At 58.4% G+C, this 26,211-nt stretch carries 26 protein-coding genes and 1 pseudogene; 15 read left to right on the top strand and 12 right to left on the bottom strand.

All coding sequences use genetic code 11. From position 1 onward, the window contains the following. Positions 1-40 precede the first annotated feature (40 nt). Both C454_RS19890 and C454_RS11770 read right to left on the bottom strand, forming a co-directional pair. A complete protein-coding gene (locus C454_RS19890; RefSeq protein ID WP_081605224.1) occupies positions 41-1,183 on the bottom strand; it encodes a glycosyltransferase family 4 protein in 1,143 nt (380 codons plus the stop codon). A gap of 67 nt (positions 1,184-1,250) precedes the next feature. Beyond that, positions 1,251-1,487, bottom strand: coding sequence for a hypothetical protein (locus C454_RS11770; RefSeq protein WP_049905133.1), 237 nt, complete (start codon positions 1,485-1,487; stop codon positions 1,251-1,253). Between the two features lie 278 nt (positions 1,488-1,765). Between C454_RS11770 and C454_RS11765 the strand changes: the two genes are divergently transcribed. Continuing rightward, complete coding sequence (locus C454_RS11765) at positions 1,766-2,728, top strand: helix-turn-helix domain-containing protein (RefSeq protein ID WP_004975872.1); 963 nt, start codon at positions 1,766-1,768, stop codon at positions 2,726-2,728. A 657-nt stretch (positions 2,729-3,385) separates the two neighbouring features. Here C454_RS11765 and C454_RS11760 read toward each other — a convergent pair. Together C454_RS11760 and C454_RS20955 are read right to left on the bottom strand one after the other, a co-directional pair. Then, positions 3,386-3,694 (bottom strand): hypothetical protein, encoded by a 309-nt coding sequence (locus C454_RS11760; RefSeq protein WP_004975870.1) that lies wholly within the window; start codon positions 3,692-3,694, stop codon positions 3,386-3,388. 439 nt (positions 3,695-4,133) lie between these two features. Next, a complete protein-coding gene (locus tag C454_RS20955; protein ID WP_004975863.1) occupies positions 4,134-4,361 on the bottom strand; it encodes a hypothetical protein in 228 nt (75 codons plus the stop codon). A gap of 294 nt (positions 4,362-4,655) precedes the next feature. On the opposite strand from C454_RS20955, the gene C454_RS11755 reads away from it, so the two are divergent. The 5 genes from C454_RS11755 to C454_RS11735 all read left to right on the top strand — a co-directional run bounded on the left by C454_RS11755 (position 4,656) and on the right by C454_RS11735 (position 7,064). Continuing rightward, entirely contained in the window at positions 4,656-5,306 is a 651-nt protein-coding gene (locus C454_RS11755; protein WP_004975861.1) for a hypothetical protein, read from the top strand. A gap of 182 nt (positions 5,307-5,488) precedes the next feature. Beyond that, the gene (locus C454_RS11750; protein WP_239639939.1) at positions 5,489-6,016 is read left to right on the top strand and encodes a hypothetical protein; all 528 of its coding nucleotides are present in this window, start codon (positions 5,489-5,491) and stop codon (positions 6,014-6,016) included. A 214-nt stretch (positions 6,017-6,230) separates the two neighbouring features. Next, positions 6,231-6,461, top strand: a complete 231-nt coding sequence (locus C454_RS11745; RefSeq protein ID WP_049905132.1) for a hypothetical protein — start codon at positions 6,231-6,233, stop codon at positions 6,459-6,461. Position 6,462: 1 nt separating this feature from the next. Further along, entirely contained in the window at positions 6,463-6,858 is a 396-nt protein-coding gene (locus C454_RS11740) for a hypothetical protein (protein ID WP_004975855.1), read from the top strand. 5 nt (positions 6,859-6,863) lie between these two features. Continuing rightward, positions 6,864-7,064, top strand: coding sequence for a helix-turn-helix transcriptional regulator (locus C454_RS11735; RefSeq protein WP_004975852.1), 201 nt, complete (start codon positions 6,864-6,866; stop codon positions 7,062-7,064). Positions 7,065-7,120: 56 nt separating this feature from the next. Here C454_RS11735 and C454_RS11730 read toward each other — a convergent pair whose 3' ends face one another. Next, a complete protein-coding gene (locus C454_RS11730) occupies positions 7,121-7,915 on the bottom strand; it encodes a helix-turn-helix transcriptional regulator (protein ID WP_004975850.1) in 795 nt (264 codons plus the stop codon). A gap of 219 nt (positions 7,916-8,134) precedes the next feature. Between C454_RS11730 and C454_RS11725 the strand changes: the two genes are divergently transcribed. Then, positions 8,135-9,055, top strand: a complete 921-nt coding sequence (locus C454_RS11725) for a halocin C8-like domain-containing protein (protein ID WP_004975848.1) — start codon at positions 8,135-8,137, stop codon at positions 9,053-9,055. 108 nt (positions 9,056-9,163) lie between these two features. After that, a complete protein-coding gene (locus tag C454_RS11720) occupies positions 9,164-9,856 on the top strand; it encodes a hypothetical protein (RefSeq protein WP_004975845.1) in 693 nt (230 codons plus the stop codon). Between the two features lie 24 nt (positions 9,857-9,880). On the opposite strand, the gene C454_RS11715 is transcribed toward C454_RS11720, so the two are convergent. Continuing rightward, on the bottom strand, positions 9,881-10,801 hold the full coding sequence (locus tag C454_RS11715; RefSeq protein ID WP_004975843.1) for an NAD-dependent epimerase/dehydratase family protein: 921 nt from the start codon (positions 10,799-10,801) through the stop codon (positions 9,881-9,883). 187 nt (positions 10,802-10,988) lie between these two features. Between C454_RS11715 and C454_RS11710 the strand changes: the two genes are divergently transcribed. The 3 genes and pseudogenes from C454_RS11710 to C454_RS11700 all read left to right on the top strand — a co-directional run. After that, positions 10,989-11,525 (top strand): hypothetical protein, encoded by a 537-nt coding sequence (locus C454_RS11710; protein ID WP_049905131.1) that lies wholly within the window; start codon positions 10,989-10,991, stop codon positions 11,523-11,525. Positions 11,526-11,739: 214 nt separating this feature from the next. Further along, positions 11,740-13,347 carry a BCCT family transporter gene (locus C454_RS11705; protein WP_004975836.1) on the top strand — a complete coding sequence of 536 codons (1,608 nt, stop codon included), beginning with the start codon at positions 11,740-11,742 and terminating at the stop codon, positions 13,345-13,347. A 53-nt stretch (positions 13,348-13,400) separates the two neighbouring features. After that, positions 13,401-13,574 (top strand): annotated as a pseudogene (locus C454_RS11700) (helix-turn-helix domain-containing protein); the annotation flags it as partial. 58 nt (positions 13,575-13,632) lie between these two features. Here C454_RS11700 and C454_RS11695 read toward each other — a convergent pair. Together C454_RS11695 and C454_RS21370 are read right to left on the bottom strand one after the other, a co-directional pair. After that, entirely contained in the window at positions 13,633-14,430 is a 798-nt protein-coding gene (locus C454_RS11695) for a DUF4386 domain-containing protein (protein WP_004975831.1), read from the bottom strand. A 379-nt stretch (positions 14,431-14,809) separates the two neighbouring features. Then, complete coding sequence (locus C454_RS21370; RefSeq protein ID WP_239639937.1) at positions 14,810-15,244, bottom strand: hypothetical protein; 435 nt, start codon at positions 15,242-15,244, stop codon at positions 14,810-14,812. A 117-nt stretch (positions 15,245-15,361) separates the two neighbouring features. Here C454_RS21370 and C454_RS11685 point away from each other — a divergent pair, with 117 nt between their 5' ends. Both C454_RS11685 and C454_RS11680 read left to right on the top strand, forming a co-directional pair. Then, complete coding sequence (locus C454_RS11685) at positions 15,362-16,096, top strand: DUF4386 family protein (protein ID WP_152421542.1); 735 nt, start codon at positions 15,362-15,364, stop codon at positions 16,094-16,096. Positions 16,097-16,790: 694 nt separating this feature from the next. Next, on the top strand, positions 16,791-18,419 hold the full coding sequence (locus C454_RS11680; protein ID WP_004975822.1) for a right-handed parallel beta-helix repeat-containing protein: 1,629 nt from the start codon (positions 16,791-16,793) through the stop codon (positions 18,417-18,419). Positions 18,420-18,568: 149 nt separating this feature from the next. On the opposite strand, the gene C454_RS11675 is transcribed toward C454_RS11680, so the two are convergent. The 3 genes from C454_RS11675 to C454_RS11665 all read right to left on the bottom strand — a co-directional run bounded on the left by C454_RS11675 (position 18,569) and on the right by C454_RS11665 (position 22,223). After that, complete coding sequence (locus C454_RS11675; RefSeq protein ID WP_239639936.1) at positions 18,569-19,102, bottom strand: cupin domain-containing protein; 534 nt, start codon at positions 19,100-19,102, stop codon at positions 18,569-18,571. 165 nt (positions 19,103-19,267) lie between these two features. Continuing rightward, positions 19,268-20,242, bottom strand: a complete 975-nt coding sequence (locus tag C454_RS11670) for a DUF7351 domain-containing protein (protein ID WP_004975820.1) — start codon at positions 20,240-20,242, stop codon at positions 19,268-19,270. Positions 20,243-21,041: 799 nt separating this feature from the next. Continuing rightward, positions 21,042-22,223, bottom strand: coding sequence for a Cdc6/Cdc18 family protein (locus C454_RS11665; RefSeq protein WP_004975819.1), 1,182 nt, complete (start codon positions 22,221-22,223; stop codon positions 21,042-21,044). Positions 22,224-23,570: 1,347 nt separating this feature from the next. Here C454_RS11665 and C454_RS11660 point away from each other — a divergent pair. Then, the gene (locus C454_RS11660) at positions 23,571-23,888 is read left to right on the top strand and encodes an RPA12/RPB9/RPC11 RNA polymerase family protein (RefSeq protein WP_049905129.1); all 318 of its coding nucleotides are present in this window, start codon (positions 23,571-23,573) and stop codon (positions 23,886-23,888) included. A 40-nt stretch (positions 23,889-23,928) separates the two neighbouring features. On the opposite strand, the gene C454_RS20755 is transcribed toward C454_RS11660, so the two are convergent. Then, positions 23,929-24,096: a hypothetical protein gene (locus C454_RS20755; RefSeq protein ID WP_004975817.1), complete on the bottom strand. Its 168-nt coding sequence runs from the start codon at positions 24,094-24,096 to the stop codon at positions 23,929-23,931. Positions 24,097-24,362: 266 nt separating this feature from the next. On the opposite strand from C454_RS20755, the gene C454_RS11655 reads away from it, so the two are divergent. Further along, complete coding sequence (locus tag C454_RS11655; protein WP_239639935.1) at positions 24,363-26,087, top strand: GLUG motif-containing protein; 1,725 nt, start codon at positions 24,363-24,365, stop codon at positions 26,085-26,087. Positions 26,088-26,211 lie beyond the last annotated feature (124 nt).

Raw genomic sequence — 26,211 nt, 5'->3', positions numbered from 1 at the left:
TGAGTAGATGGAACATTGTAACCGTGGAGTCAATATTCGACTATTCATTACCAGATACCAGATCGTATACATTCATCACTCTTTTTGTCCGTTGTTCCCAGGTGAGGTTCTCTGAAACATACTTACGAGCAGTTTTCGAGAGACGTTCTCGACGTTTTGGACAGTTAAATAAGTCATTGATATTCTGTTCAATAGCCTTCGGTTCGCCTGGGTTTAAGAGAACACCTGTTTTGTTGTCTTCAACAACTTCTGGCACTCCTGCAATTCCCGTAACAACAGGAGGTACGCCAGATGCCATTGACTCGAGCATAGTCAATGGAAGACCTTCGGAATACGAAGGTCTACAGAACACGCTCGCACGATTATACATCTCAGAGATGTCCTCGACATAACCGTGGATGGTAACCGAATCAGAGATTCCATTCGACTCAATAAATTCGCGAACGTCTTCCTCTAGTGGGCCACTACCAACTATATGCACGACAGCGTCTGGGTGTGCATCAAGAATTCCTGGGAGAGCAGTCAGCAAGTCTTGAATACCATTGTTCCGTACCAGACGTCCAATATACAACAAAGACTTTTCGTTGGTGGGTGTTGGCGAAAAGTCCTCAACATCAACAGAATTACGAACGACTGCTGTCTGCTTTGCTCCCAACGACTGCGCAATTGACTCTGCAGCAGCGCTAACGCCGATTACCTGGTCGCTTTGCGAGATGACGAACCGACTAATTGTTTGCTCAAAGGTTTTTGCTGCAGCGCCACCAACACCAGAGATCATTCCAATATCACCGAGGTGGAGCGTGGTTACTAACTTGTAGTCTGAATATAGTGAGTGGAGAGCGGCTAGAACTGACGTGTAGAAGAACCGATTGTGTGCATGCACAACATCTGGCTGAAACTCCTGAATAACACGTCTAAACTTAGCCAATGCAGGAACCGAGAACATACTTTGAAGTCCAATGATATCCGTCAAATCGATGGCTGAGGATGTATAGAACGAGATTTCAGGACGACTCTGTAGATCAAATTCTCGGATACCATCATCTAGCGTGAATATCCCTACCTCAAATCCTTCGTCAACGAGATGAACTGCAAGCTTCTGTACTACTTGTTCGACACCACCATCACTTGGTGGAACATAATCTGAACAGAGAAGTATCCGTCTTTTCGACCGTTGCGTCATACCATTGGGTCAACTGTCGTCGTCAAAAGAGTATCCTCTTGTAGAAGATTAGAACCGTCTGTTTGATTTACTCTCGCGGATCTTCCACCAACTCATACAGCCCGCCTCGATTCAATTGCGTAATCCAGCCGGCATTCGTCAGATTTCGAAGTGCGTACTCGACCTGACCTTTCTCCAGATCCGAGTGCTCACGCAGATACAGCGGATTAACACGACCCCACGGCGAACCGGAACGCCGACCCTGCTTGAATAACTCGAGGACGACTTCCTCCCGTTCGTTCGGTTCGTAGCGTTCGTTGACCATGTATGGCGCGCAGTTCTGACTCCGTACGCATAATACTCAGCAATTTACCAAGCATGTAACCCAACTGTTTGCCAAGCATTTTGCTAAGAAAAACTTCTAAATAGCCACCGTCCGTAGCATCTCTCGAGAAGCACGGGTCGCCTCAAAGGAGAGGACGGTGCTGGAGACACCGCCCCGTGCTTCGCCCAAGACGAAGCATGAGCAACTCAGATAGAGATCGACAAGAGTCTGTTGAACAGAATTATGACTGCCAAACGTCCTCGGTGGGGGCCTGACGGATGCGGTACGAGTGGCTCGACGAGCGAGTTGACGAACTCATTGAGCGCTATGAAGCGGGACAGTCGCTCCGTGAGATTGCGGAGGTCTTCGATGTCTCTGCACCGACGATTCACCGCCGTCTACAGGACCACGATGTCGCAATGCGAAATGGTGGTCCGGCGTACACGCAGTTGGCGAACCGAAGGGACGAGCTGGTCGAAGCGTACGAGCGTCGGAGTTCCCTCCAGACGCTTGCGGACCGATACGACACCTCCCCAGTCACAATCCGATTCCACCTTGAAAAAGCGGGTGCCGATCCCATCTCACTCCCGAAAACAACTGATATCGGACTGAGTCCATCTCAGGTGTCGGTTATCCAGGGAGAATTACTCGGTGACGGGTGCTTACACTCTCGATACGATGGTGCGTGTTTCTTCCAACTCTCGACGACGACGGAAGGACACGCACGTCGGCTGATTGAGAAGCTTCCCGATGGGTTCTTCCCGGAGTCCCAGCCGAACTCGTTCACTCGGCTGAATCAGTTTACCGACGAAGACTACACTTCGTGGATAGTCACGTCACGACCGCAACCACGTCTCCAACGAATGTACGAGGAGTGGTACGAAGTCAGGGACGAAAAGAACAATCGAAAAATCGTCCCGGAGGACTTCCCCCTCGACAAGACAGCACTCCTACATTGGTACTGGGGAGACGGGAACTGCTCAATCCGTGACAGCGGCGCACCGCGCGTTTCCTTTGCGACCCACGGCTTTCCTGAGTCGTGCGTCGAACACCTCCAGTCAGAAGTCGACCGACTGGGGTACGACAACTATGCGGTCAGGCAGAAGGGTATCGAGGATGGGTCCGGTTTGTACATTCGCCTTCGTGACTACGATGCACGGACGTTCCTCGACGACTTACGGCGTTCGAATACGCTCATGGCGTACGACTACAAATTCCCGGTTCCTGTGAAGAACGAATGACTGGGTAGTTCCATAGTACACCTCGACCTCTTTCTTCACCACCCTTGACTCAGTCGCAGATCCGTTAACCCGAGCATCGCGGGAGAGATACCGCCGACCGAACCGACCAAGCGTGCCATCGACGGTCGGTGGTAACACCGCAAACCCCCAAGTCACCGCCTGAACCGACGACTCGCCCGTGGATACACTCGAAACGGTACCCCCTGAATACCATCTCCTCACGAGTGCTCCCGTCTCGGTATTGCTGGCCCTGTCTGTACCGGAATGCAGTAGCTGGGTGTCGAAACCAATCACTCAGCCAGGAACGTCAAGAGCGACGTCGTGACCGTAAAAACAAAGTACGTCCATGTGGTATGCTAGCATGGGTTGTAGAGGCAGCCCAGTACGTCCCACCAGCGGAACATCGGCTACACCCATCACTCTTCCATTGGGTAACCAAATAGTGGGCTTTCCCACTATTCTTCAGTCCCCCCCGTCGACAGTCGTGTATCTCAATCCGCTCAGGGAGACCCACCACTCCACACGCAGGACACGCCACGAGCATCGTCGGTAACTCCTGACAGGACTCTAACGCGGCGTGCAGGTGCGCCTGCACCTCTGGCTCAGTCGTCCGCGTCAGCGCTTGGGTAAGGTGCATCTGCAGCTCTTCGTGGGCACTCATGCGCGGCGAGTCTCCTTCCGCTCGGAATCCACCTGGAGCCCGAGGTGTGCAAGCTGACCCATCGAAGCCCAGCCACGCTTCTGGGAGACGAATGCCCTCCACTCACGAAGCGGCCGGCCATCGAGTGGCTGGTAGTGATCGAGGGTCCGGCCCTCAAAGACGACGACGGCGTCGGCAGGACGGAAGTAGTGGTGTGTAAAGCCCTCAGCGTCGATACCAAGGGTGAACGAGCGCGCGAGGGCGTTAGTTAGGTGGTCGGCTAGCGATACGGTACGCTCTTGTGTCGCGGTGTTCGTAGTTGACATTGGCTTACTCGGACTGAGAAGCCACCCGGTCACGTGTTCTAGCACGTGGCCTTTCTGCGAAAGGCGAACCCGGTACTTCTCAGTTACAACTCTGTTCTTGGGCCACTTAACACTATGCATTATGCACAGTCAAACTGCATATTTACAACGCCATGGTTTATACCATATCACAGTCTAGTTGCGACTATGAGCGCCTCAAACCTTACTGGGACAGACAAAGCGATTCTCGACGTGCTCAAACGAGGACGCGATGGCAATCGTCCGTGGGGAATTGCGACGAAAGGCTATCTCGTCGATGAGACCGGGTACTCACGAAACAGTGTGTATAATCGCCTCGAAGTACTCGAGGCTCGCGGCTACGTGAAATTGGTCCACGAACCAACTCGGCTCTTCGAATTCGTGAGTGATCCGCGAGAAGACTAGGAGCAGCGTTCAGGTACTACAGTTCGGATGCGTCGACATCACCAGATAGATAGCCACGTCCGATTTCACTAATCTCGTATTTTCCTCTCTCAACCCGGTCCACAAGCCCTTTTTCTGCGAACTCTGACAACCGATTATTCACGTGTGTTCGAGTAAATCCAGCATTGAACGCGATTATGCTCGGTGAGAGTACAAGACCAGAATCACCCAGAATCTCAAGAATCTGGTCGTCAGTCGGCTTCATCCATTCCCCCCGTTTGCGCATACCGGAGCAATCAACACTATCGTGTTAACCGAACCGATGTATAATACAATATACACTATTAGATATCATTTGTTTACTTATTAGTAAACAGGTTGAAGTGGATCGATTGCGTGGAGTGATCTAACGACTCACCGGATTACTGGTCCTCTCAGAAAGGACCCGTGTTGTAGCACGGATCCGGTGCGGTCAAAGGGAACTCAACCGCATGTCTCCGAACACACCACCCACGCAAAAAGGTCTCGTCGCACAGCCACGCCGCACGGAGGGCCACGAATGACCAAGCCCTCCATCGAAGACCTCGCCGCCCGGATCGACGAACTCGAAGACCGCGTTGACGAACTCGAAGCTGACACCGAACAACTCGAAGCGACTGTCGACGCCCAAGCTGAGACAATCGCGTCCCAACGCGACCAACTCGCCCACTACGAAACCCGTGTTGAAGCCCTCGAAGCCGAACTCGACGCCGCAACGGACCACCGCAAGCATCTCCAACAGCGACTCTACGCTGTGGAATCCGAAGACACCCCCAACGACGAGCCCAACACACAGCTCTCGCCACTCCAACAACTCATCCGACTTCCCTCGAAGGCGCTGTCGAACCTCACCGCCAATCAAGAGCGCGCTCGCTTCATCGCCAAAGACATCAGAGAGTACGCTACGAGCGTCCCCGCAGGCTTCGCACTTGACTCGAGTACCATCCGAACCGTCCTCCACGCGAAGGAAGGCCGAACGCCCCACACCCAAACCGTCAGTCGCGTCATGGACTTTCTCGACGACCTCGGTAAAGAGGGTGTGAAGATTGTGAAACGCCGCGGCACCAAACGTGTCATCTTCTCTGAACACGCGGTCTCGGAACTCGCGGCGACACCAACGGCCTCCTCGGGGAGAACTGCAATCACGGACGTTGTGATGGGGTGGCGCTGACGGGCGTGTGATCAACGGTCGATAGTCGACCGCACGCCGCCACGCTGTCGACACCCACCGCGGAGACAGCCCCCACAGCTAGCAGCAGCACCCGAGAAAGCCTCCCTGTGAACAAGGGTAGTGTGAGTGAATGAAACGAGTTTGAGGCTCCGACCCAACTGAGACAGATCACAACGAGTGTGATGAGAATCGACGTTGCCCATCCTGCCGTAATACCCAACTACGAGCCGCGAGTGGACTCGCTCACGATGCCGGTCGAATCGTACGGTCCCACTCGTCCAGACCCGCTGACTCGATTCATGGCCGCCTGCCAGGGTGCTGGGATTGCCTCCATCGCATCTCCAACGGTCGGGAGCGCGTCGATCCTCGCCGTGAGTGCAGTCACCCACTGGACGCCGGGTGAGCTAGTGGTTGGGAATGAAAATCTCCTGTTGTTGCTGTTCGTGTGTGCAATCGCGGTCGGCTTCATCGCGGGGTCGTACTGGCCGGTGGTCGATGGCCTCCCACAGAAACGCGAACACGAACTGTACTGGGTTCGAAAGCGCTTCACCATGTGTCTCTTTGGCGGCCTCGGGTGTTACGGTGTGTTTTCGCTCATGTTCGTCGTGACGGTCACAGACCTACTCCAGAATATGGTCGGCCTTGGCGCGGCGATTCTCGTGTGTACCTATCTGTACGCGTACTCTGCGGACCGACGTGGGGTGCGGTGAGCAGCTGAAGCAACACGTCAAGACACCACAGCGAATCGAACGATCGGGACGCCCAGCTCCTGCCCGTTCGAATCGCGCATTGCGTTGTCAGGGGTTGCGAACTCGGTGAGAGTCACTGCTGTGGTCGCTACCGTCATCGACTGGATGACGTACCTTCTTGTCATTATGGAAAGTAGCCATTACATTTATGTTGTTGAATATACACTTTTTTCGTATGGTAAACAGTCCGGTGCGTGCGTATTCGGCGCTGCTCGTCGTCGTTGCGGCGGCGATCAGCGGCGCTGTCATCCTCTCGGGATTCGTCGCAATCGACTTCGTGCTCGACACGGTTACGGTGTGGGGCTATATGGCCGCGGTCGGCGTGATGATCGTCTGTGCGGTCATCAGTTGGCTGACCGACCTGCCCGGAATCCTGTCGAGCGAGTTCGGAAGCGGGGGACAGTGAAATGTCGCGGTGGCTCCCGCCGACGTACAGTTTCTTGCTGTTCGTCGTTCCGGCGCTCCTGCTGGCGGTTGTGCCGCCGTTCTTCGGTGTGGACACTTCTCCCTCGGTCGGTGAGTTAGTGGTCGTTCCTGCGGTCATCACCGTCTTCGCGAACGTCGGATACGTCGTTCGAGGTGAGTCGCCCTCCGACAACGTGGTTGACGAGCGCGACGTGCGAAACATCGACCGTGCTCTCAGTACGACCGGGGGTGTCATGCTCGCGTCGCTAGTCGGCCTGTTCGCGTCGTACGCTCTCAGTACCCAGCAGGTCCCGAGCGCAGTCACCTTCCTCGCGGTCGCAGGTCTCGGGACGGTGTTCTGTGTCCTCGGCGCGACCGAACTCCGACAGCGCGTCTGACATCGATGGAAAACGACATCCGAGTAAAGCGAGCGGAAGAACGCATCACTCAAGCGGAGCTGGCGACTGCGGTCGGCGTCAGCCGACAGACCATCTACGCCATCGAACACTCGCGGTACGACCCGTCGCTCAAACTCGCGTTCAAGCTCGCGCGCTATTTCGATTGTTCCGTCGAAGAGCTGTTTTCACCGGAGTTTGACGGATGAGCGCACGGTTACGGAGAAGTATGGAGAACCCTCCGTTGGTTAGTGCGGGGAGGATGTCAGTGCGTCGCCTTCGGCTGGTCGACTGGGGTCGAATCTGCCTTGAGTTCGCGATACGTCTGCGTCGCCCAACCAATCGCCGAGGTCGTATCGTTGAACAGCACGCCCGTCGCTCCGGCCTTCGAGTACGACACAAGCGCGCACGTCCGATTCGCTCTCTCATCGAAAACGAGCAGTCCGAACGGCAGCGAGGCCGCCGTTTCGTGGAGGCGAACACGTGAGGTCCGAAGCGCGCGTTGGTACTCGTCGGGATACGTCGTCCGCAGGCACTGATGTGCCTGTGGAGGCACGACTAGTTCGACGTCGGCCTCTCGGCGCGTGGCGTGCTCGTTGCATACTTCGACATACTGCTGTAACACGACCGGGGTGTACCCCCGCAGTGACTCCGCCTCGCGCATCCTGTCCAGGAGGTGCTGCAGTGGCTTGTCTGGAACGTGCGGTTCCGTGGACACGAGTGTCGCCCCGTCGTACATCGGTAGCTCGCCGTTCGCGCCCGATGGAACTGCCGACCCGAGGGAGTATGCTTCAGTCACGGCATCGAGGCACCGTCGAGTCCGTTTGCACAGCCGATACACCGGCCGACCGAACTCCGTCAACTGGTAGCCGCTCGACGGGTCGCGGACGACCATCGACGCCGCTTCGAGTTCACCGATTGCCCGATCTACCGTCGAACGAGAGACCTCGAGTGTCGCCTCTAATTCCGGCTTGGATAATGCACGATCCGAAAGCGACTCTAAGACGTTCCACCGGCGGGTGACGAGGTCGATTATCTCTTCGGTGGCTGGAGACGGCATCACCGACGAGTTTTGACCTACAGAACATGACATTTCTGTTGACTGAAATCTGGATTACAGTCACCAGTTCCGAACTGCACCGTCTCCGCAGAGCGTGACGTATTCGTGCAACTACTGTGTCGCTGTGTCACCCCGTACGCAGCTACTGCAGTGGATGCGACTCTCCAACGGTCCATGAAGCAATGGGTGCCCCGGCCATGGTGTCGATTGGGTAACACGATGACCCACGCTAACGACAACGAACACGACAGTAACGAACAGGAGACAAGCGGACTCAACCGACGCAGTTTCGTTCGTCGCGCCGGCGCGGTTGGAACGGGGCTCGCGTTGTCCCCTGTCGCCGCTGGGAACGTCGTCGCTTCCGAGAACATCAGCATTCTCGATGGCAAAGATGAGAGGAAAGTGGCAAACCGGTTGGCGAAGACCGCCGAGTTCGACCGCCTCGAAGCGAAGGCGAAGTCCCGCGACGGGACGGTGTCTCGCGGCAAGTCGGTCACCGTCGGCGAAGTCGAGATCGCCGCCGACGATGCGCCGGACGGCAAGAAGATTCACCGGTACGTCGTCGAGTACCCGGTCAAGCACCCGAATCCTAATGCCGAAGCTGCCGTCGTACTCGCCGAAGACGCCACGTCAGATTCGCTCATTCTGAGTGTTCTTGATTACACGCACAAGACGAAAGACGGATTCACCACTCGTATCGAGCGATTCGACGCCGGCGCTGGTGAACAGACGGTGTCCGCCGCAAACAACACTGATGGCTTGGCGTCTACCGAGCTTAACCTCGATGCCGATGCGACTCGGCGGGCCGTCAACAACGTCGACACGAACGCCGTTATCGACGAGATTTACGACGGCTTCACCACGGGGAGTGACCTGACGAACCTCGCGTGGGACCTCCTCGACGACGACGTCGACATCGACGGCTGTTACGCTTGTGGGTTCGCCGTCGGTCTCACCTGTAGCGTCGGCTGTGCGGCAACCGGTGCGTTCATCTGCGGGCTAACCGGGATCGCAGTCCCCATCGCTGGTCTGACCTGTGTCGGCTTCGTCGGTATCATCTGCGACGTGGCCGACGCCCTCTCCGGATGCGGTGAAGCCGTCGCCGAAGAGGTCTGTGTTGACCGGACAAACTGGTGCTGAGTAGGAGCGGTGACATCCGTGTCTCTATCCCACATCACGCACGGCCTCGGTGACCGACTGCGTCGAGACGAGTACACTGGATCGAACCGATGTTGGGCCTGTACGGTAGTGAACGTTGGTCTCTCGGTACTCGTCGCGGTCGCCTTGATACCGCTGTCCGGTGTCGCGGCCCTTGTGGCGTTGACTGGGGCGCTCGCGACGGTGTACTTTCGAGGGTACCTCGTTCCGGGCACGCCGGCACTAACAAAGCGTTACCTGCCGTCACGGCTCCTCGCGTGGTTCGGCAAGCAGCCGCTGTTGACGTCACGCGACGAGAGTACCGACGCGTGGCTCCTCTCGCAGGGGCTTTTACGCGAGTCCTCGGATGGAGACTTCGCTCTCGACCCGGAGTTCAAAGCGTCGCTGGCCGCGGTTGACCCGCCGCAGTCGCCATCGGCTTCGCTCGCACGCGACGTCCTCGAACTCCCGTCGACCGACGGTTCGTTCACCAGCCAGCAGGGTCGCTACACGCTTTCCGATGACAGCGACCCTATCGCAGCGTGGCCGTCACCGCTTGCGCTTGACGCAGACCTTCGGGCGAAAGCGGTCCTCTCGGAACGGTATACCGGGTGGAGCGAACGCCCGCCGGACGAAATCGCCGCCCTCCTTCGGAGCGTCCGCGCAACGGTTGACCGCTGCCTTCGGTGTGACGAACCGACCGAATACGAGCAGGTGACTCACGAGACGTGTTGTGCGTCCGTGACCGTCGAGCGACTCATTTGCCCACAGTGTGACGAAGCGCTGGTGGAACTGCGTCGCTAAAACACACTCCCGCGAAAGTCTCTGTTAGTCGTCGAGATACGGCTGACAAACCCGCTCGACACCCTCTTCGAACGACACCTGGGGTTCCCACCCGGTCGCCTCGTGGATCTTCGAGTAGTCTGCTTTCGTGTCGTGGACGTACACCTCGAAGGGGTTCTCCACATACTCAGGCTCGACATCCGTCCCGAGGACCTCATTAATCATCTCGACCATCTCGTTGAACGAGTAGCTCTCGGCAGTCCCGAGGTTGTAGATGCCCTGGAGCCGCTCGTCAGCCGCGAGTTCGATCCCCCGAACGATATCATCGACGTGCGTGAAGTCACGCGTTTGGGACCCATCACCGAACAGCTCCGGCGACTCGCCGTTCGCGATTTTGTCGGTGAACTGCGCGACCGTATTCGCGAACTCGCCTTTGTGTTCTTCTGCACCGCCGAAGCCCTGGTACACCGAGAAGAAACGCATGCCCGCGAGCTGCATGTCGTAGTGATGGTGGAAGTACTCCGCGTAGCGCTCACGGCCTAACTTCGACGCTTCGTACCCGGTCCGCGATTCGACCGGCATATCCTCGGGCGACGGTTCCGTCCGCGAGCCATAGATCGACGACGTGGTCGCGTACACGACCGTGTCACAGCCGTCCTTTCGCGCCTGCTCGACCGTGTTGACGAAGCCTTCGATGTTGACACGGGCACCCTTCGTCGGGTTCTCCTCGTGCATCTTGTACGACGACAGCGCCGCCAGATGGAACACCACGTCGACGCCCTCGGTCGGGAGGTCGTCGTCGAGGACCGTCATGTCGTGGAACTCGACGTCATCATCCAGATTCTCGGGCGTCCCGAGATAGAGGTCGTCGATTGCAATGACGTCGTTATCCTCCGCAAGATGATTTGCGAGATTCGAGCCGATGAAGCCGGCCCCGCCAGTAACGAGAACTCGTTTGCCGTCCATACGTGGTGGCTCTCGCCAAGTGACAAGAACCTATCGTCAATCTGGTGTGAGTCAGTCGAGGGCGTGCTGTTGAACTCACGGAACGATTCGTCCACCAGACGAGAGACGACTACGGTCACCTGCGAGAACCAACCGAATATAGTTAGCTCTCCAACACATTTTCAGTCCCCTCGACTAACTCACTGCTATGCCCTACTGCACCCGCCGGACCGCCCTCCGTGCGTGCGGCATCGCGGCTCTCAGTTCACTCGCTGGGTGTTTGGCCCTCCAAACGGACGATTCAGACACTGAGAAGCCAACCTACGAGCGTCTCGACGTGACGCCGGTGTACGTCGCCGAAGAAGTCGACCTCTCGATGCCCCCAGACATCGAGACGGTGAGCGCACCCCACAACGCCGACTTACTCGTCCTCCCCGACGACACGAACACGAACGCCACGCAGGCGGTCGAGTGGCTGATCGACGACCGAGTGCTGGCACTCCTCGGGGAGAACGCTGAAACAACGTGGCTGTCGTGGGCCCGGAGCGACGCGTTCAACGACGTGTTCAACACGCAGGGATACAGCGAGAGCGAACCACCCTCATCACTCGTCGTCGGTGCAAAAGTCGGCCTCACTACCACGACCTCTCGGTACTCCTGGGGGAGCGAACCAAGCACTCGCGACGTTCTCGAAGCACTCGACGACTCACTCGTTGCCATTGAACAGCGGACGCCGACAGGATGACCCAATTGACCCCCACACCTCGCACCGAGTGATAGACAGCCGAGACTCCCATCTTATTCTCTGATTGACACGCCTTCCGGCGAGTTACTGTAAATTCGTAGTCAATATCCTCGAATCGTTGGAAGACCGGCACAGTCGAGAACCGGCGTTGACTTAAACAGGAGTCATATTCAACCCGAAATTTGAGACGCCATGACGGAAGACATCGTGACAAATGGTAGAAAATAACACACCAATAAAACGGTTCATCGACGAACTTGACTTCACCATCTTCGGGATTGGATTCTCGGTATCGCTGCTCGCGATTGTCGTGTTCTTCACCAACCCGACTGCATCTGCAAACGCCATGGGGCAGATCAATACGTTCCTCTGGACGGAGTATATGTGGGTTTACATCGGAACGATGTTCCTGATGGTCATGTTCAGCCTCTGGCTGATGGTTGGTCCGTGGGGACGAATCAAACTCGGCAAACCAGACGAAGACCCCGAGTTTGGGTTGCTGTCGTACTTTTCGATGATGTTCTCGGCAGGCATTGCAGCAGGGATCGTTTTCTGGGGCCCTGCAGAGGCGTTGAGTCACTACCAGACGGTGCCGCCACTCATCGGGGGCGAATCCCAATCGGCGACCGCGGCGGTCGGGGCAATTCAGTACACCCTCTTTCATTGGGGGATCTCGTACTGGGTTCCGTACCTCATCGTCGCACTCCCGATTGCGTACTACGCGTTCCGGAAGGATGCTCCGATGCGAGTGTCGACGCTTATCGCGCCATTCGTCGGCGTCGACAAGCTTGACGGCGTTCTAGCGAAGGGAATCGATATACTGGCGGTGTTCGCGACGATTGGTGGGATCGCAACCACGCTTGGATTCGTCGGGGAGCAGTTCCTCACTGGGCTGACGTACAACTTCGGCGTCTCGATCGGTGATACCGGGACCGTACTGGTAATTACGGGGCTGACGGTTGCGTTCACCGCCTCGGTTGCACTCGGCGTCAAGAAGGGTATTGCCCGAATTTCACGATTCAATATGGGCGTCTTCGCCGTCCTGACGGCCATGACGTTCCTTTTGGGGCCAACCAACTACATCATGAATACTGGGCTCCAGGCGATGGGACGCTACTTCGTTGGATTCCTCGAGATGTCGTTGTACACCAACGCGACGGGATCTGGCGAGTGGGTCGGCAACTGGACTGTCTTTTACTGGGCATGGGTATTCTCGTGGGCACCATTTGGTGGGCTTTTCGTGGCCCGGATCTCACGTGGGCGGACGATCAGGCAAGTCGTCGCCACAGCACTCGTGGGCTCAACCGTTGCGACCACGCCGTGGTTCCTCACGATGGGTGGGAGTGCTATTTTCTTCGAACGGCAGAACATCGCACCGATGCTCGAGATGGTTGCTGAACACGGCGTTGCCGTCTCCGGCTTCCCGTTGTTCGGCTCGTTGCCATTTGGTGGCGTGCTTTCGGCCGTGTTTCTGTTCCTCGTTGTCACCTTCTTCATCACGTCTGCAGACTCTTCGACACTCGCCCTCGGGATGCTCACGACAGGTGGGAAGCAGCACCCCTCGACTGTCAACCGCGTCATCTGGGGTGCCCTCATGGGAGGGCTCGCGTCGCTCCTCATCGTCGGTGGCGGTATCGACGCGCTCCGCTCGTCGGCAATCATCACTGGATTCCCATTTGCACTCATTTCTGTCATCGCCATCGCTGGCATGCTCCGGGAATTCCATCAGGTTGAGCCACTCCTCTCCGGCACGAGCGACTCGACGGGTGCCGAGCCAGCGAGTTCGCCGAACCGGGCAGGGTCGAGCATCGACGACGACTAACTGGCATTCCCCATGCGTGGGAAGCCCCGGCGTTTACGCCGGGGAGGGTGTCACACTTCACCGCGAACGAGGTCGAATCACGCTTTGACGTCAGCCGACAGACGGCGTACAATGCAATCGAGGAGCTGGAAGCAGACGGTCTCATCGTCGAAGCAACCGGAAAACAGCGCAACCAGGAGTACAAAGCAGTCGACGTCTTCGATATCCTCGAACGCTCGACGGTGTGAGGGCCTCTACACGACCGCAGTCGTGGGCGTTCTCCTCGAATCGCCGTAAGTCCCGGTCTCAGGTCGTCACGGATATCGGCTCGTCGTCCACACTATCCTCGTCCAGCCTGATCCGGCGCCCATAGATGAGCAACCAGAGAATCAGCAACACTTCACCGACGAAGGTGAACGCAGCAACCTCGAAGGTGTAGCCAGCGAACAGCACCCGTCCGAAACTATCCACCACGTAGCCGATGCCAGCGAGAATGAGGAGCATTCCTAACACCTTCGGCACGTAGCCCGAGGTGTAGAACTGGACAGCCGCAGACTTGTACAGCAGATAACCGACCAACACCAGATGGAGGCCGACCAGAATCAGTGCGCCGTCCCAGATGTTGTAGAACGCCTCGATGCTCAGCAGTGCCTGAGTGGCCTGTTGCTCCGTGGTGAATCCAGTCCCGGTTGCACCCAGTAGCTGCGGGACGCTCATGAGTTGACTGATTGCAACGACGAAGATGCCAGCGAAGACAGCTCTAAACCATCCCGAGAGGAGCGCGACGCCAGCGTGTACCGGCTTGAATACGGTGTACAACGCCCACGCAACGGTCAAATCGAGTACGGCGACCGCGAAGAGCGCCGCGATACCGAGTCGGAATGTCCCTTCGGCACCCAGGATAGCGGTCGCCGTTCCGGTAGCGTCCCCCCGTGTAACGAGCCCGTCTAACACGACGAAGTTCGCGAAGACGGCGAGGACAGTCATCAGCAAGAGTGCGAGTCCAGCAATCACGCTCGCTCGCCCGACAGATGTCTCGGTTGTGGACGGTCGCTGATACTCGACGCTCCGCTCCTGATCTGGGGTAACAGCTGCTCCAGCCATTCGCCTCTAGAGGTGTCGAACCAGCATAACGGTGCTCTAAAGTGTCCTTGACATCCTCCCCGCCCTGAAGGGCGTGGATTCCCACGGCACCGCACCGCTGGGTTGGGATGTTTAAGATTCGTAGCCCCCCGGTGTGGACAACTACTGGCTGTGCCAATCAGCCGTTACTCCTATCCCGTGAGGGATTCAGAGATACTTGCTTTCTGCACCCCGTGTTCCGGCACAGAAAGGGGTGCTTTCTGCTTGGAATCGGGGAATCCCGATATTGTCCGATTAGTAGGGCGGGCGTGCCGCCTCGGATAGATGTTAGTACCCTGACGGACTACTTAAAAACATCCGTTCAACACGTCGAACACCGTATGTGGAAGGGGTGTCGGATTCATCCCCGCGCTGAAGCACGGGGCTTTCTCCTTGACTTTCCGTAATCGCGGGTCAGGCAGAGGTGACGACTCGCGGTGAACCTCACGTCCTGCTTCCCGGCGAATCGCTGACCATCGCACCCGGCGAGCCCCACAGTATCCGAAACGGCGGCGTCGACACCCTCGTCGTTCGGACGACGCTCCGCCCACCAGGCGAGTTCGAAGCCGCAATTCGGGCGCTCTACGAGGCCGTGGCGGGAGGGAAACCGGATGTGTTCGCGGTGGCGGCAGTCCTTTCTCATTACCGTTCGGACGTGCGTCTCGCGGGCGTCCCGTGGCTGGTTCAGCGACCACTCCTGCGTTTGCTCGCCGGCATCGCCACGATGCTCGGTCGAAATCCACTCAGGTAGTCCGCTGCCCAATCGAAGGCCATCGCTGGTGACGCGTGCGCTCACCCACGGTCGACGACGACGGGTACCTCCGCACTACCTCGGGGGCGTCTGGCTGGTGGAGAGAGTCGTACTCGATACGGCTATCTCCTCTGGCGGTAATGTCCCTGCGGCAGATAACGTATGGTAGCAACGACGGGTCAAGCAGTAGAGGGTATCGAGCAGTCGCCTACGGTGGGCCGCTGGAACTATCTGACGGTCGGCGGCCTCGCTGCGCTGATCGAGGCGGCCATCTACGTGGCCGGAATCGCGTACTTCCTCGTCATCCTTGATTTCGCGAGCGTCACCGGTGCGCTCCAACAGGTCGAACTGTTCGTCGCGAACGAGACGAGTCTGTCCGCGATGTACCTGCTCATCTACGTGGTCTTCGGCATCGTGCTGGTGGCACTCGTTCTGGCGCTCCACGAGCGCCTCGCGGCCGGTGCACCGATGTTGATGCGAGCGACGACCGCGTTCGGACTCATCTGGGCCGGGCTCGTCATCGCCAGCGGGATGGTCGCCACCCTCGCGACGGGCGTCGTCGTCAACCTCTACAGTACCGACCCGACGCAGGCGACGACGGTCTGGCTGGCACTCAGCCCGGTCATCGATGGGCTGGGCGGTGGCAACGAGATCGTGGGCGGCCTCTGGACGCTGCTCGTGAGTGTGGTCGCGCTCCGGACACGAGCGCTCCACCGTCTGGTGAACTATTTCGGACTCGTAGTCGGGGCTGCAGGCATCCTCTCGGCGATTCCAGCGCTCGGTGAGATCGGCGGTGGCATCTTCGGTCTCACCCAGATCGTTTGGTTCGTCGCGCTCGGCGTCCTCCTGTTACGCGCAGGTCGCCACGAGGCGTCTGCGTACCTTCGGGAGGAATAACTCGAATCCCGTACCGTGCGTTCTCATCCATCCACGGCGCTTCGATCACCGTGGAGGAGTCGCCGTCGTCAGCGCCGAGTGTACTGAGTGAAACGGTGGTGTCGTATATCGGGTCCGTTCCATCCAGTATCTCCACTGTGAACTCGATTGCTTCGTCGACCGCGTTGTCTGTGAAGATCCCGTCGAGTTGGTATGTGACGAACGGTTCTTCGACCGTTTCGAGGGTGCCACACCCGGAAAGAGATGATATCCCGACTGCAGAAGCAGTTCCAAGGAAGGCGCGACGGTTCATAGTCTCCGATCATGTCTACTGACTGTGAACTTTTCTATCGTCTGGACCAAGCCGCGGCCTGTCTGCAGCACCGCACCAACAAAATCAGCACCAGCGTCGACGAGCTCACGCATACTGTCTATAGTAGCGTTTGCAAGTCAATGCACACTCAATCGCACGCTGTCGCGCGATTGGATGTGTAACCAGTTGCAAACGCTACTATAGGCCGACTGACCCCCACACCTCGCACCGAGTGACACCGTGCCGAATACAGGCGTCTCCCACCGAACGAGTATCCATGCACCCAAACCCCCGCATCACCACGCGAAACCTCCCAATTGCAGACCTTAGCCGACTGATAATAATGCGGTAACACTGACCACTCCCACGCGGATGCGACGATTACTTGCGACAGTCGCCGTCGTGACGGCCCTCGTAGTGGCGTCGACGGCGGCACCCACAATTGGTACGGCACAGACACCTCACTCACAGCCGATCACCGAGTGTACCACCATCACCGACCCCGGTGTCTACACGCTCGGGACCGACATCACGAACGCCACCGCCAGTCCCTGTCTCGACATCGAATCGAGTGATGTCGTCGTCGACGGGAACGGTCACACCCTGACCGGTGACGGCGACGGTGTCGCGGTCAACGCGAACCAGACCGAAAACCGGACTGCAGACGGCCACGCGAACGTCACCGTCCGCGACCTCACCGTCGACTCCTGGGGGACCGGCCTCAACTTCGTCTTCGCGCCGAACGCGACGGCGACTGACCTCACGGTGACCGAGACAGCTATCGGCGTCCAGGTTGGCTCGCTCGACACCCGGCCGGGATACGAGACCGCTTCAGACGGAGCGATGGTCAGGAACTCGACCTTCGAGCACGTCGAGAGCGCGGTCCGCACAGCGGGGTCGAACCGAATCGAAGTCGTCGATAACGCGATCACGACCTACGAGACGGTTGGCATCCGCCTCGATACCGTCAACGACGCCATCGTCAGCGGGAACGACGTGGTCGCGACCGCCGAGTCGGGAGACGCGATTCAGGTCCGCACCTCGGATCCCGCGGTGAACGACGGCAGTTCCGACAACGTCGTCGCGTCGAACCGCATCGTCAACGGGGCGATCACCGTCGAACACGCGTCCGATGACGTCACGAACACCCACCTCGTCGACAACGAGGTCGTGAACGGCTCGATTGCGGTCGGGCTGGCCCGCGGCGTCCCGACCCAGACGCGCGTCGCGAATAACACGCTCACCCACAGCGACATCACCGTCTCGTTCGCGTCGGCCGTGACCATCGAAGACAACGTCCTCACCAACCCCGGTACGGGGCCACGCGGGAGCATCGCCCTCCGAAACGCCGGGTCGAACACCGTCCGGAACAACACGATTTCCGGGGCGGAAACCGGAGTCGTCATGAGCCAACTCGCGACGGACAACACGATCACAGCCAACACGATTACCGACACTGACGTCGGCGTGTCGCTTCGGGCGAACTCGTACAACAACACCATCGAGGGGAACACGCTTGCAGACAACGCAATCGGCGTCGAGATCTCCTTCGTCGACTCGACTGATGACCGCGCGAACGACATTCGCGGGAACGACATCATGAACAACACGGACGGCATCTTCGTCAGGGCGCTCGACCGCAACCTCGTCGTCGAGGGCAACGACATCCAGCACAACGAACACGGCATCACCCTTCGGGCGTCGGCAGTCTGTTCGCCCACGGCCGAGGGCGCTGCATTCGTCGCCGTCCACGACAACCGCATCGCCAACAACACCGCGTACGGCGTGTTGAATCAGAACGCCGACGTGGTGAATGCGACGTCGAACTACTGGGGTGCGAGCGACGGGCCATCGAGCGCCGCGGACGTGGACGCACCGTTCGCGGACCCGGAAACGGGGACACTCGCGAACGGCAGCGGTGCAGCCGTCTCCGAAGACCCGAACAGCGCGGGCCAATCGAACGTTCACTTCGACGCGTGGCTCCAGCAGGCACCCGAGGACGTGGGTGCGGGGAACCAATCAGCAGCGTAACGAACCGTGCTCCACGGCGTCCCCGCTAACGGGCCGCCACCGCACGCCAGTTCCCGAACCCACACGACACAGCACGGCGCCCGGCCGAGTTCGCAATGCCCGCCGAGCATGACGCAAACACCCGACGCTGGATACGCAGGACCCAGCGTCTACTCACAGGACACCGGAGGCACCAGCACCGTCGCCGGCGCGCCGGCTGGCACGCCGAGGAACGTCGCGTAGGCGACGGCGATGTCGCGCTGGCTCGGATTCGACGCGATGTGGATGTTTCCCTGCCCGGGGTCGATGAAGGCTTCACCCGCCGAGTAGGTCCGAGTGATGCAGTCGCGCTCGTTGATGAGTTCGAGTTCGCCTTCGACGACGCTGACGATGACCGGTCCGGGGTGGGTGTGCCAGCCCGAGGTCCCCTCGGGGTCCCACGTCACCTTCGCGAAGACTGTCGTCGACGCGTCCCGTGGCAAATTGGAGACGATGGTTCCGTCTCCATCCTCGTATTTCAGCCGGAACGTCGCGGCAACCTCGTCGGGGAACGGCGCGTGCCCTGCGAGGAGGTCGACGGTAAAGCCCACGGGGCTGTCGACGTCGCGGTCTGCTTTCGATTCGCCGTTGTGATCTATCGGGTCGGCGGCAACGGGAACGCTCGTGCCGAGCGCGGCGACGGTCAGGGCACTGGCTTTCAACACGGTCCGGCGCAACACACCGTCGGGCTGTTCAATCGCGCTTCGTCCAACCGGTTCGAATCTGGTCATGTCTCCTCGTGAGTACTGACGGCGTCTCAGGGCATATATGTAAGCTGAATTATATTTCTATCCAGGATCGGACTGAAATTCAGTAGCCTGAGTCTCCTGTCATGACTGCTCTCGAGAGCATCTACAGAGGGTTGTGACGGCCCCGTTGTTGTCCAGGGTCGCGACCAGTCGGTCCCCGTCGGCCTCGAGGACCATCTCCAGTTCGAACGGAGTCTCCGAAAGAACGGTCTGGCGGTGGACTAATTCCAGTTCGATCAACAGCCAGTCGTACCAGGGGTCGTAGCCATGGTTTTCGAGGAAGACGAGCACTCGCGGCTCGGTGAGCAAACAGCGGTTGCTCGGAATACTGAATCGCTGGTGACAGACGTCACAGACGATGTCGTACTGGACCTCGAAGATGGTGTCACACGACACACAGCGGTGACCCGGTTCCACGTGGTGGTCCCGACAGACGTGGGGCGTCGCGCTCGTGGTGCCGGTACAGTCGGGACAGACGCCTTCGATTGCGGACATGATCTGGTGTTTCACCATGACGTCGAGTGCCCGGTAGAACTCCGCGGGGTCTCGACTGCGAGTCCCGACCGGCGAGAGCGATTCGGTCAGGCTCAACGTCCCGTCGAAGCCGGTGCCACCGAACGCTCCGTCGCACTCGGTACACCTGATCGCGAAGTACCCACGGGTCAGCTCCGTGTTGCACTCGAAGACGGTTCGGCCGCCACAGAGTTCGCACGGCTTGTCGTTCGGGACGGCGTCGAACACGAGTTCGTCGGTGAACGCGCCGGCGAGGATGGCGCTGACCACACGCTCGCCCTCCCGTCGGAGCACGTACCCGTCCGCGACATGGTGGACGAATCGACCGAGGAGGGGCTTGAGGTGGTAGTTGAACTGCGAGCCGTCCCGCATCCCGAGGGTCTTTCGTAACGCTGAGAACGTCATCGGGTGCTGCGGAACGTGTTCGTCGAGACGCCGGTGTTCCCAGAGCGCAAACAGGATCGCGAGCCGCGTCTCGTGGCCGAGAACGGCAAACGCCTGCTCCGGTGTCGGTCCGTATTCCGACGCTTCGTCGGCGGTCATACTGGCATTCCACTAGGTGCCAGCGGCGGTTAACGATTGTTAACAAACCTCAGTCGTGAGTTCCCTGGGTCGACTCGCGCGCTCGGTTCGGAAGCCACTACTATTAGTGTCACCGAACCAATTAATGAACGTCTGGTCCAGGAAGATCCGTCAGGTGCCGGGTTCGGAAGTGCAGTCGGCAGAGAGACTGCCGAACAGGACGCACCGCAGGGGCACCGAGACTCAGGTTCGTCGACCACCGGTTCCGACATCCTCGAATCGATGGGCTACACCGATGGAGGCGGTGGATCGTCGCTTCTCACGTCGACAGTGAAATCGTTCCTGTGGGTGTGTCTCGGTATACTTGCAGTTGCCGCACTGCTCGCGTTCATCTTCGGATAATGGTTATGGTGAAACGTTGGCCTGTGGGCAGAGTGTCGAACGTGTTTGCTAATCGTGCGGCGTTGACGAGACGCCCTGTGTCTCGTTCGCCCACATGATTGCTCTCGTGAACGCTGTATTCCCTCCTTACTCACTCCCTTCGGTCGCTCCTTGAGGAAGGAGGCTTAGCGCTGATTTTCAGCTAATCTGCACCCCAGCATAACGGGTTGAGCTATATCGCACCACCATCCAATGTGTTCCGTGTGTTCTGGTTCTTTATACGACACCCACACACCGTTTTGCAAGTGTTCTTTCTCAATTCGAAACCTGCTCAAGCAGCCAACTCCGGTTGTGCTTGTAAGGGTTTTCCAGTAAACACTTGCAAAACGGTGTCCCTGAAGATATAGCTGAGTAGCCGCACACGAATTTGCGTCCCTCGTTACGACAGTCGTTCGGAGACGACGTCATACACGAGGTCACTATCGACTGCAAGTGAGTATTGATAGAATTGTCCTCCTGCTCGGCCGAGGTTCTTCCGTTCTTCAGTCACAAACCCGAGCATAGTCAGATCTCCCACATGGTCTCTGATACGCGACTCGCCGAGTGGACGGCGTCCGTAGTGCGTCGCAATTTCCTCGTATACCGAAACAATTGATTTGAGCCGAGTTGGTGTCTCACCACTCCGAGCGAGGCTCGCAACCGCGTGTAGAACCATCAGCCCACTATCGGTCAGGTCGGTGACTCCGTCCCGGATACGACCGCGTTTGACTCGCTCCTTTGCGTGTTCGACGTGGCTGACTTCAACCTCACCTGCTGACGCTTCTTCGGCGACATTTCCCGCTTCCCGGAGGAGATCGATTGCTTGTCTGGCCGATCCCGTATCGCGGGCACCGAGTGCTGCGCACTGCTCGATTACACCATTACCGACGACACCGGATTTCATGCCTTCACTTGCCCGCTCACGGAGAATCGACTGCAGTTCACTAGCGTTGTACGGCGGAAATCGAATCTCACGTTCCTGAAGCGTATCCTTGACTTTCGACGAGAGGTTTTGTCGGTATGAGTAGTCGTTCGAGATACCGATGACGCCGACAAAGCTCGTATCCAAGTAGCCGTTCTTGTACGCTCGTGGTAGCTCGTAGAGAATACGGTCATCACCGCCAAGGTAATCGATTTCGTCAATCATCACATAGACCGTCGCATCCAGCGACTCAATCTGTTCGTACAACCGCGACATGACCTCGGAAAAACCGTAGCCGCGGTTCAGCGGTGACTGTCCTGTTTGTGCACGAATCTTGTTGAGGAGTGAGAGGGCCACTTGGTACGACGTCTGATTGCTGCCGCAGTTCACCTCGAAGTATTCAATGTCGACATCGCGCTCAGTTGCTGTCTCAACAAGGAGGTTGAGGACGTACTTCGTGACGACAGTCTTTCCGACGCCTGTCTTTCCGTACGTGAGGATGTTCGATGGTTGATCCCCGAAGAGCGAGTCCTCGAGTGCAGTCATGTACTCATCAATCTCATCATCACGCTCGATGGGTACCTCTGGAGAGTAGTTCTCTGAAAACACGTCCTTCGTGATGAAGATATCCCGTGTTTTTCGGAACTCATGATGGGTCATTACGCTAAATACGACAGGCCTATTTATAAAACCACCCATCAGAGTGTTCTAAGTGTTAGTAACTCTCTTATATGTGGAACACACCACTTTCCAAGTGTTATTTTCCGATCCTTTCCCGCGTATCGCTCGAGGACAACAACGGCAAGAAACACTTGCAAGACGGTGTCCCCCTCTGTCTACAATTGAGTACGGCAACGGGTCCACGGTCGACTCCTCCTCGAATCCCTCGCCGTGCTCGTTCCGTGGACTAGAGAAAACAGAATGCGAACCGACCAGAAAGCCACTCACGGTCGGCGAGGCATCGGAATAAGCGTTTGCTCTCGAAACGAACGCGCTTCCTCCCCTCCCTACTCACTCGCTTTGCTCGTTCGTTGACGAAGGAGCCTCCGCGCTACCGCTTAGGTGAACCCCATATCTCACGACGTGATCAACAACACTTGCAAAACGGTGTGTGGGAGTGTGATAAAGAACCAGAGCACATGCAACACTTTGGAGGGTGGAATATTATACCGTAACGGGACTTGCGGCGTCGCGGTCGTTTCTGGGTGACTACCAATGCAACTCTCGCGCGAGTTGTGTACCGTGAACAACAGTACCCGTTCTTACAGAAGCGTCACCTCGTCTGTCTCAGTCAAACACTTGCAAAACGGTGTGTCTGTCCTGGTCAACAGGACTACTGACGCTGACAACGCAACTGTGTGATTCAGTTGAGAACCACTCAACGGGTCAGAAAAACACCACAGATTGGTCTGGTGTGGAGCACTCAGGACTTCGGTCACCCCCGTTCGTGAACCTACTCTGTCCCTCTGTGCTCTCAAAACACTTGCAAAACGGTGTCCCCCCGTGACCACAATCGAGCGCGGTACCGAGTCTACGACCGACTGTTGACTCAAGCTGTTCACCACATCGACTCGTGGACTGTAGAAGTCGAACGACCGACTAGATCGTCACCCCACACCATCGTCGAAATGAAATCTGTCCGGAAGCGTCGACTACGCAATATCGGCTCAGACGCCGATCAAACCGAGATTCGAGCGGTGAATTCAAATCGAACACGGTGTGCGAAGAGTCCTCCCGTCGTGGGGTTCTGCCTTCGTGATTGACCCGTAGAGTTAGAGTTTGAACTATTATAGCTCAAACTATTATAGTTTGATTCCTAACTTCGGAGCACATATTCGACTGCTCCGGTACCGTTGTTGTTCTCGAGAGTGAAACCTCCCAGTAACGCGACGACCTGCCCGAAGAGCCGGGTAACGAGAGTCGGCCGTACTGTCAGCACGAGGAGGCACCTGGACGACGAATCGGAAATTAATACATATATCTGCGACCCGTGTGTTCCTCCGGTAAATGCAATTCTGTTCCGAATGCGGGTCGATAATGCACACAGAGGGTGACACGTGGGTGTGTCGCTCCTGTGCGCACGAAGAGCCGCGGGACGCGAACGCGGAAGCGGCGATGGCGATTCAAGATGGACAGCGAGACGACGGCGCACCCGCCGTGGCCGACGCGACCCACGGCTCCACCGAGACGATGCAGGAACCGTGTCCGGCGGACGACTGCGACAGCGACCGAGCCAACTACGAGATGATGCCGAAACCGGGTGGCTCCTACGAGGTTCGGCTGTTCACCTGCGTCGAGTGCGGCCGCAAGTGGCGCGAGTCTTGAGCAGCGCCACGAGTCCCTGAACCCACCGACCGGAACCCCCCTACCGCGACGACAACCCAGCCCCCAGACCGGCCCCGAGCGCCACGCCGATTGCGATGCCCAATGCAAGATTATCGAGTGCCAAACCAAGAGCGACGCCGAATCCGGTCCCAATCGCAATCCAGGTGCCTATCGCCGCCGAATCCATCCCGTCGTCGTCCGTACTCATACGAGAGCAATCGCAGGAAGGCGGGATAGATGTTCACTCCCCACAGCTGCCACACCCCGCAACCCCTGTGGTGTCCCATAACTTTACAAATATGAAACCTATCAACAACCGGCTATGTCGGGGCAGCCGGTTCACAGCGAGCACTAACGCTCGCGATGCCGCGACGAAGGGAGTTGTCGAACACGGGACCAACAGACGCGACGCGACATCGATACATGGGACACAAATTCACACATATCGCGAGTATACTCCTGCTGTGCGGCCTCATGGCCACCGCACCGATTGCAGGCGCGACGACAGTCGACCACGAAGAACAGCCCACGAAACAACCACGCCTCGAATCGACAGGGACGCTCGCAATACAGAGCGGAAACGGGACCGAAGTGAACCCGTACGTCATCACCAACACCTCTGGGCTCGCCGCGATACGCGACGACCTCGATGCCCACTACGTACTTGACTCGGACATCGATGCGACCGAGACGGCGACGTGGAACAACGGCTCTGGCTTCGAACCCATCGGAACGTTCGGGACGCCGTTCACGGGCACGATTGACGGGGCGAATCACACGATTGAGGGGCTGACGATTGACCGGCCGTCGACGAGTGGTGTCGCACTCGTCGGCTACGCCTCGGAGAGTTCGATAACGAACCTCCGACTGACCGACGTCTCCATTACTGGTGACTTCACCACTGCTGCCCTCGTCGGGTCGGCAACGAACACCCTCGTCCGCGAGGTGACTGTCTCCGGGTCGGTGACCGGAACCGGGACCGTCGCCGGCGTGGTAGCGTCCACCGACGGCGGGACAGTCGAACACGCACGCGCGGCCGCCACGGTTGAGAGCCCCGGGAGCGCAGGTGGCCTCGTTGGCGAAAACGAGGGAACCATCAGCGACGTCGTCGTGACCGGGACCATCACCGGTGGGCCGTACGCCGGTGGTATCGCCGCACAGAACCCCGGGACGATCGAACGCGCGGCGGTGAACGCGACCGTCGTCGGGACGACCGACGACACCAGCGTCGCGACCGGCGGGCTCGTCGGGTATAATTCGGGGAACATCACCGCGACACACGCCCACGGGCGCGTGTCCGGCACGAACTACGTCGGCGGGCTCGTCGGGTCGAGTAACTACGAAAGCGGGGTTGTTGCGAACTCGTACGCGACAGCGAACGTGACCGGCGAGGAAACCGTCGGCGGGCTCGTCGGCGGCCTCTACTACGGCAGTTCGGTCACGGGGTCGTACTGGAACGAACAGACTACCGGCCAACCAACCTCCGCGGCAGCGGGGGACGGGAGCGTCGGGCTCTCGACCGCCGAGATGACGGGCGAGGCGGCCACGGCGAACCTGACTGCGCTGGACTTCGACGAAACGTGGCAGGTTGAGTCGGGTGCGTACCCGGACCTCGTCGGGGTAGCTGACGACGAGTATCCCGTGAGCACGGATAGCGACGAGCCGACGCCCCTGGCACTCAACGCAACGACCGAACTGGTCGACGGCGATCTCGTCCTCACGGTCACAGCGAATGAGTCACTCGACTCGCTCGAAGCCGTCCTCGCGAGCACCGAGACGGTATCCCAGGAGACGATCACGCTCGATGCGTTCTCGGCGACACAAAACGGGTCGACGTACGTCTACACGACGCGCTATATCGACACGGACGCCGGCGAGTACACACTTGACGTATCGGCGAGTGACGACACGGGGACGCAGACGACGCTCAACCGCAGTCTCACCGTCGGCGACGACCCGACTGCACCGACAGTTGACCCGATCGGTAACTTCGAATCGCCGCCGACCGACCCCGATGGTGATGGCGTGTACGAAGACGTCAACGGCGACGGCACCGTCACTGTCTCCGACGTCCAGGCGCTGTTCACCCATCGAGACAGCGAGGCGGTCACTGAGCAACGCGAGCGCTTCGATGTCACCGGAAACGGGGTGTTCAACATCGTCGACGTCCAGCGGTTGTTCTACACGACGACGACTTAAGTTCGCTCGCGGCGCTCTGCCGTGAGCGTTCGTCGTCTTGGTGTGTTGCCCGGTTCGGCTACTGTGGCTAGTCCATTTCTCACTGAACGCCAGGTACGCACAGAATATTTTGGCCCACCTAAAA

It is taken from the genome of Haloferax gibbonsii ATCC 33959, from assembly GCF_000336775.1.
GTDB classification, from domain to species: domain Archaea; phylum Halobacteriota; class Halobacteria; order Halobacteriales; family Haloferacaceae; genus Haloferax; species Haloferax gibbonsii.
Note: the sequence above shows the minus strand (reverse complement) of the source record. Positions and strands in the feature narration are given on the sequence as shown.